6 protein-coding genes are annotated in these 6,990 nt (G+C 71.3%); 2 read left to right on the top strand and 4 right to left on the bottom strand.

The features are described 5' to 3' along the window. Window positions 1-91 precede the first annotated feature (91 nt). Window positions 92-1,282, bottom strand: a complete 1,191-nt coding sequence (locus ACIBK0_RS22470) for a PucR family transcriptional regulator (protein ID WP_399082593.1) — start codon at window positions 1,280-1,282, stop codon at window positions 92-94. A 113-nt stretch (window positions 1,283-1,395) separates the two neighbouring features. Between ACIBK0_RS22470 and ACIBK0_RS22475 the strand changes: the two genes are divergently transcribed. Continuing rightward, the gene (locus tag ACIBK0_RS22475; protein WP_399082596.1) at window positions 1,396-2,565 is read left to right on the top strand and encodes a lactate 2-monooxygenase; all 1,170 of its coding nucleotides are present in this window, start codon (window positions 1,396-1,398) and stop codon (window positions 2,563-2,565) included. Beyond that, on the top strand, window positions 2,562-3,539 hold the full coding sequence (locus ACIBK0_RS22480) for a 2-hydroxyacid dehydrogenase (RefSeq protein WP_399082599.1): 978 nt from the start codon (window positions 2,562-2,564) through the stop codon (window positions 3,537-3,539). The genes ACIBK0_RS22475 and ACIBK0_RS22480 overlap by 4 nt, the downstream gene beginning before the upstream one ends. Window positions 3,540-3,541: 2 nt before the next feature. Here the strand turns inward: ACIBK0_RS22480 and ACIBK0_RS22485 are convergent, their stop codons facing one another. The 3 genes from ACIBK0_RS22485 to ACIBK0_RS22495 form a co-directional block, all read right to left on the bottom strand. Beyond that, window positions 3,542-5,422 carry an RICIN domain-containing protein gene (locus ACIBK0_RS22485; protein WP_399082602.1) on the bottom strand — a complete coding sequence of 627 codons (1,881 nt, stop codon included), beginning with the start codon at window positions 5,420-5,422 and terminating at the stop codon, window positions 3,542-3,544. Between the two features lie 925 nt (window positions 5,423-6,347). Then, on the bottom strand, window positions 6,348-6,686 hold the full coding sequence (locus ACIBK0_RS22490; protein ID WP_399082606.1) for a toxin Doc: 339 nt from the start codon (window positions 6,684-6,686) through the stop codon (window positions 6,348-6,350). A gap of 3 nt (window positions 6,687-6,689) precedes the next feature. Further along, entirely contained in the window at window positions 6,690-6,881 is a 192-nt protein-coding gene (locus ACIBK0_RS22495) for a hypothetical protein (protein WP_399082609.1), read from the bottom strand. Window positions 6,882-6,990: the final 109 nt, after the last annotated feature.

Here is a 6,990-nt window from a genome sequence, read left to right on the forward strand (position 1 = left end):
CGTCCTGGGCAGGCGGTAAGGACCAGCCCAGCTTGTTGCATATTACTTGCAATAACAAGAGCCTCGCGATTACTTGGACACCGGCGAGGTCTCAGGACCTGACCGTGCGCGCGATGTCCAGCGTCAGCCTTTGCCACGGGTCGCGGGCATCGCGGCCCGTCAGTTCGCGGACGCGGCGCAGGCGGTAGCGCAGGGACTGGGCGTGCAGGTGCAGTTCGCGGGCGGCGGCGCTCGCCGAGCCCGTGTCGAGGTATGCGGTGAGCGCCTCCAGGAGGTGCTGCCTGCCCGCGTCGGTGAGCGGGCCGAGGACCAGTCGGGCGATGTGGTCCGGCGCGGCGGCCGGGTGCCCGGCGAGCAACGCGAGGACATGCGCGTCGGCGTCGGTGAGGAGGTGGCCCGGCCGGTGGGCATGGGCGGGCGCCGTGTCGAGGGCGTCGGCGGCGAGGCGGTGGGCGACGGCGACCCGGTCCAGGCTCTCGCCGGTGATCGCGCAGCCCCGCCAGGAGCGCACGCCCAGGACCGCTCCCGCTCCGGCGGCCGCTCCGGCCGGTAGCAGCAGAACGGCACGGGAGCCGCGGACGGTCGCCAATGAGGTGACCTCGCCGCCTGCAACGGCCAGCGCGTCGAGGAGTCCCGTGGCCGCGTCGTGCGCCATGTCGGGGCGGTCCGTACCGATCGGCTCCGCCACCAACAGGCAGTAGGCATCAGGGAGTTGGATGCCGAGCCGGGCCGACCGGTCGGTCAGCGCGCCCACGGACGCGTGCCGCCCGGCGATCAGGTCGTCGAGCAGCAGTCGCAGTGCACGGCCACGGTCCCCGGCAAGGTCTTCGCTGGTCGCGGCGTATGCCGTGGCCATCTCCTCGGAGAGTGTGTCGAGCGTGGCCAGCAGCATCCGGGCGAGCGCGAAGGCGTCCGCGGCGGTGAGCCGGGGCGCGCGGGCCGCGATCTCGTCCGTGAGGACGGTCCCGGCCACCCGGTAGGCGCGCAGCACCGCCTGAACGGGGCGCCCGTCGGCCGCGCGGGCCGCGGCGATGCCCCGGAACCGCCTGAGGTCGGCCGGTTCCAGCGTGCCGTCGGTCGCCCAGAGATGCAGCAGCCGCTCCAGCCCCCAGGCCGCGATGGCCCGTACCTCCGGCAGCCGGCTGTCGTCCAGCGCCGCGTACACCGGGACCTGTGCGTGCACCGCGGCGACGATCGCCTCCACGACACCCGGATCGGCGACCAGCTCCTGCCGGATGCGCTCCCTGGCTCCTGCGGGGACTTCTGCGGGCTTGCTTGTCACAGGGTGATAATCCCAGCCGCGCGATGTGCGCACCACAGTGGACGGGCCTTGTCACAGTGGCCAGGATCGACGTCGTACAGCGCAGTCTCAGGGACGAGAGGCGGGACGTACGGATGGCGAAGCATTGGGCCGACTTCCAGTACGAGATCTATCTGAACGGAATGACGGGTGCCGTACCGCGGCTGCCCACCGATCTGACCCGGCTGGAGGAGCTCACCGAGCAGCGGCTCGGGCCCGGTCCGGTCGGCTATGTGGCGGGCAGCGCGGGCAACGGCAGCACCGCCCGTGCCAACAGGGCCGCCCTCGACCGGCGCCGGATCGTGCCCCGCATGCTGCGCGATGTGCACGAACGCGACCTGTCCGTCGAGGTGTTGGGGCGCCAGCTGCCCGCGCCGCTGGCGCTCGCGCCGGTGGGCGTGCTGTCGATCATGCACCCGGACGCGGAGTCCGCCGCCGCGAGGGCCGCCGCGGCGCAGGGTGTCCCGTACATCCTGTCCTCGGCCTCCAGCACCCCCATGGAGCAGGTCGCCGAGGCGATGGGTGACGCGGAGCGCTGGTTCCAGCTGTACTGGGCGAAGGACCGCGAGGTCACCCGGAGCTTCCTGAACCGGGCGAAGGCCGCCGGGTTCACCGCGCTGCTCGTCACCCTCGACACTCCCCTGCTGGCCTGGCGCCCGCGCGATCTCGACCAGGCCTACCTGCCGTTCCTGCACGGCGTCGGCACCGCCAACTACTTCTCCGACCCGGCGTTCCAGGCGGGCCTCGCCAAGCCGGTGCACGAGGACCCGAACGCGGCGGTGATGCACTTCGTCGGCATGTTCGCGGACCCCGGCAAGACCTGGCCCGACCTGGAGTTCCTGCGGGAGAACTGGGACGGGCCGATCGTCCTCAAGGGGATCCTGCACCCCGACGACGCCCGCCGTGCCGCGAGCGCCGGAATGGACGGCGTGGTCGTCTCCAACCACGGTGGCCGGCAGGTGGCGGGCTCGGTCGCGGCCGCCGACGCGCTGCCCCGCGTGGTCGAGGCGGCGGGCGACCGGTTGACCGTCCTCTTCGACAGCGGGATCCGTACGGGCGACGACATCTTCAAGGCGCTCGCACTCGGCGCCGAGGCCGTGCTCGTCGGACGCCCCTACGCCTATGGGCTCGGCCTCGACGGGCAGGCGGGCGTCGAGCACGTCGTCCGCTGTCTGCTCGCCGAGTTCGATCTCACGCTCGCCCTGTCGGGGCATGCCCGCCCCGCCACCATCGGCCCCGACGACCTGATCGAGGAAACCGCATGACCGACACGAAGAACGTCCTGGCCGTCGTCTCGCCGCACGTCGGGGGCCGCACGGCGGGCGCGGCACTCGCCACCGTCTTCCCCGGGGAGGCCCGCGTCACCGTCGTGGAGGCGACCGACGAGAACCCCGCCGCGCTGCGCGCCGCGCACATCATCATCACCGGACTCGGCCCGGTGACCGCCGAACACATCGCCGCCGCACCGGACTTGGAACTCGTCCAGTGCGCCAGCCACGGCTTCGACTACGTCGACCTGGACGCGGCGCGCGCCAAGGGCGTGCCCGTCTGCAACATCGGCTCCAGTGGCGCCGAGAAGCAGAATGTCGCCGAGCAGACCTTCGCGCTGATGCTGGCCCTCGCCAAGCAGCTCGTCCCGGCGCACACCGCGCTCGTCGACGCCGACTGGGCGCTGCCACGGCTGCAGCAGTCCATCACGGAACTGTCCGGAAAGACCCTGGGCATCGTCGGTCTCGGGCACATCGGCGAGGAAGTCGCCCGCCGCGCGCTCGCGTTCGACATGAGCATCGTGTACGCCGGGCCGCAGCCCGTCGACGCGCAGACGGAGGCCCGACTCGGCGGTGCCCGCCATGTCGAGCTCGACGAACTGCTGCGCACGTCGGACTACATCACGCTGCACGCGCCGCTCACCGATGACACCCGGCATCTGCTGAACGCCGAGCGGCTCGCGCTCCTCAAGCCGACCGCGTTCGTCGTCAACACCGCGCGGGGCGCCCTGATCGACCAGGACGCCCTCGCGGACGCGTTGGAAGCGGGCGCCCTGGCCGGAGCGGGAATCGACGTCTTCGACCCCGAACCGCCCACCGAGGCCCTGCGGTTGCTCAAGGCCCCGAACGTGGTCCTCTCACCGCATGTAGCGGGCGTGACGCGCGAGACCCTCGTCCGGATCGCGCTGGCGGCCGTCCAGAACGCCGCCGACTTCGTGGCCGGCAAGCCGCCGCGCGATGTCGTCTCGTAGCGTCACAGTCCGACTCCCGTGGTGATGTCGGGGAGTCGCAGGGGCAGCGGCAACGCGGGCGCCGGTCTCGCGTCGCCGTCGTCGTCACTGACGGCCACGGCGCGCGGCTCCTGGTAGGTCTCCGACGGGGTGGCCTCCGGTTCGGCGGGCACGCCCGTCGGCTGCTCGCCTCGCGGCTCCTTGGGCGTCGCAGGCGTGCTGTCGGCCGACGGCGGATCGCCGGCGGGCTGGGTCGAGGGGCTGGTCGTGCCCGCGATCGACAGCGACTCGGGGCCGGCCGAGGCCGCGTCGGTCCGCCACCGCTGCACATCGGAGCCGTCGCGCACTTTCACGACAGTGTCGGCGTCGGGGTCGGTGGACGCGGGCGCGACGGCGAGTCCGTCGTTCCACCGGGGCAGCAACTCGCCGCGCACGGTGAGGTCATAGCGCTCGTCGTCGCCGCGGGCCGCGCCCTTGGCGACACAGCGGTCCAGGAAGACGACACCGTTGTCAGCGTGCGAGTCGAGGCACAGCCCGGGGTTGGCGAGGCTGCGCAGCAGACCGTCTCCTTCGTACGACCACTGCTGGGTCCAGGCGGACGAGCACACCGCCAGCCTGGTCTCGGCGCCGGCCTTCGCCGTGCCGCCCCGAATGTCGAGGCACAGGTCGGCGGCGAGGTTGCGCAGCCGGGTCTGCTCGGTGGTCGTCGGGAGTCCGGCCGAGGTGGGTGGCGAGGACACGGCCGGCGGGGCCTGGGAGCCGGGGGTGGGTGACAGGGTGCGACTGCTGCTCGCTCCGGTGGAGGCCGTGGGGTCGGCCCCGCCGTCGTCGTGCGACCACAGGCTGGTGGCGAGGACGGTCACGAGCAGGGCTGCCGACAGGCCCGCACCGGTGAGCAGCGCCTTCGGCGGCCGCTGCCCCGGCTGAGCCGCGCCGCGCCGCGGAGCCGGGATCTGGGACAGCAGGCGATGGCGTCCACCGCTTCCAGGACGGCCGCCGCTGCCGGGACCGCCGCCGCTTCCCCGCCGCCTGCCGCCGAAGGGGGACCCGCCCCGGGGGCGCACCGCTTGCCCCGCGCGCCCCGGACGGGAGTCGAGATACCGCCGTGCGCCCCAGCCGAGTACCGCCTCAGCGAGCAGTACACCCAACCCGCCCTCGAAATGACTGAGTTGCTCGGCCGCGTAACGACAGTACGGGCACTCCATCAGATGGTCTTGCACATCGGGCAGCAAGGCACCGCCGCGGCGAATCGGTACGTCCAGCAACCGGTTGTAGAAGCCGCATTCCTTGCTCGGCGCGAGTTCCCGGTGGGCGCGTACACAGCCCTCCCGAAATTGCTCCCGGGCCTGCTCCAGAGCCGCCGACGCTATGTCGGTATCCATGCCTGACAGACCGGCTGGTACGGATATGGGCTCCGCCTCGACCTCGGTGTGCCACAGCAGGCACCGGGCCAGTGCCGGGAGAGCGTGGAAAGCGCGCTCGGCGAGCTTCCGATTTTCGGCCGTCATGGACTTCGCCGCGCGCATACCGCGGCCTCCGGCGGGTTTCCTCAAGTCCGGCACAACACCGGATATCCGATCGTCCGCGGACCACTCCTTCACGGTGTCTCTTACCGTGACGAGGAGTTGTGGCCGGAGCGCGAGACCGGAGTCGCCTTGCACGAGACGATCGAGCTCCCGATGGAAGGAGGTCGCGGTCACCATGGAGGCGACGTTTGCCGAAGAAGCGAGGCAGATGACGGCGTAGTCGTACGTCGGCTGCCAGTGCCGGGCCATCAACAGGGCGACGGGATGGGCGACATCGCTCTCCGGCCGGCCTCTCAGCAGGGCGGCGAGACTCTCGTCGGATTCGCCGGGAACGCCACTGGGCGGATAAGGGGGACGCGGGGGGTGGGGGGTGTGCACGGAGCGGGTTCCTTCCAAGGTGCAAGGTGGCACACAGAAGTTCTTGTCCGCCGAAAAGGAGCCCTGATTGGTGCATACCTTTTTGACGGGACGCCGGGAAAACGGTCGGGGGCGAAGGCCGTACGGAGACCGTCGGTCAAGAGCCTTATGGGCTCGACGACAGTCCCGGAATAACGAACGGCGATTCGGACCCGGCCATTGACCTTGCGCAGCACGTTCACCCTCGCACAACACGCTCATGACCAACAAGGCACTTGAGCAACATACGTATCATTGAAAGAAAGTCAGATCCCGAGGCAACTCGCGTCGCTCGCACCGGCTTTCGAAATTCCATGCGCCCCGTGTGAACCGCGCGCACACGCCGGCGGCCCGCGCACGCTCCCGGCACACGGAGCTCCGTAGTCCACTGGAACCGGCCCTTCTCGGAGGCCCCGCGCAGGACGGCGGCTCTCCCGCGCGAAACCGGCCGCCGGCCCCGATCCTCCCGCCCTCGGTCGGCGGCCCCGAGGGCGGGGCCCGCTGCCGGACTCGCGACCGAACGCCCCCGAGACTGGACGGCATTACCGCAATGGGGCCCCGCCAAGATGGCGTCGCCCGTGGTCCCGTCCATCGGCCTGCCGTGGGCAAAGCTCGCCAGAACGCAGGACGCCGCTCGGGGTTCCACGGACAGCGGGCATGGGCCGGAGGTACGGCGGCTGCGGTAGAGCACCACGGCCGCCTGCGCCAGGAATTCTCACGCCGCCCCAAAGGGCCGTGCATTCAGGCCGATTGAACTGTGCGGACGATGAGATCCCCCTCGCTCCTCCTCACCCCGAAGGCTGCCGCCGCGTGTCCGACGCCGGCTTCGAGACCGGTGACAACGCCCCCGTACAGGAGATGGGACGCTCTGTCAGATCTGCCAGGACCGCAGTCGGTCGGCCGCGCCTTAGACGTCGGTCTTGCCGGAGATCAGGTCGCGGGCGAGATCGACGAGGGCGCCGTACGGCGGGTCGATGCCCACGCCACTGACGAACATGGCGACCGCCGTCGAGCAGGCGAAGCGGGCGTTGGCAGCCGGTAACGGCTTCAGCAGGGCCAGAGTGTGCAGGAGCGCGGCGGCGCGCCAGGCCGGGTCGGAGTCGACGCCGAGCCGGGGCGAGTCGACGCGGTGGCGGGCCACGGCGGCGACGAGCGCCGAGAAGTCGTTGACCGTGGGCTGGTCGGGCAGCACCTCTTCGTGGCGCTGGAGCAGCCAGAGCACGTCGATATGGATGACGGCAGCCATCGGTCAGGCGACCCGCCCCTCACCCTTGGCGGGTGGCTCGTCCTCGGGGAAGGCGGCGGCGAACTCGTCGGCGTGCGCGGTGAAGAACTGGCGGAACACCTCCGCGCCTTCCTGCAGCGCCCGGTGTCGCACGATGTCGGCCGCGGCCGCCTCCCGCACCAGGGCTTTCATCGACGTACCGCGCTCCTTGGCCATCTGCCGCAGGTCCTCTAGTGTCCTGCGCCAGAGATCCGTCGGCAGAAGCGGGCGAGGGAGTCGAGGATCTCTTGGGCTGTCTTGGTCCAGATGAACGGCTTGGGGTCTT

The sequence above is a fragment of the Streptomyces sp. NPDC050564 genome, from assembly GCF_044457265.1.
Taxonomy (GTDB): domain Bacteria; phylum Actinomycetota; class Actinomycetes; order Streptomycetales; family Streptomycetaceae; genus Streptomyces.

What these genes read in the sequence shown, in the direction of transcription:
- ACIBK0_RS22480 (WP_399082599.1), top strand. Translation starts at nt 2,562, where the DNA reads ATGACCGACACGAAGAACGTCCTGGCCGTCGTCTCGCCGCACGTCGGG.
- ACIBK0_RS22490 (WP_399082606.1), bottom strand. Translation starts at nt 6,686, where the DNA reads ATGGCTGCCGTCATCCATATCGACGTGCTCTGGCTGCTCCAGCGCCAC.
- ACIBK0_RS22495 (WP_399082609.1), bottom strand. Translation starts at nt 6,881, where the DNA reads ATGGCCAAGGAGCGCGGTACGTCGATGAAAGCCCTGGTGCGGGAGGCG.
- ACIBK0_RS22475 (WP_399082596.1), top strand. Translation starts at nt 1,396, where the DNA reads ATGGCGAAGCATTGGGCCGACTTCCAGTACGAGATCTATCTGAACGGA.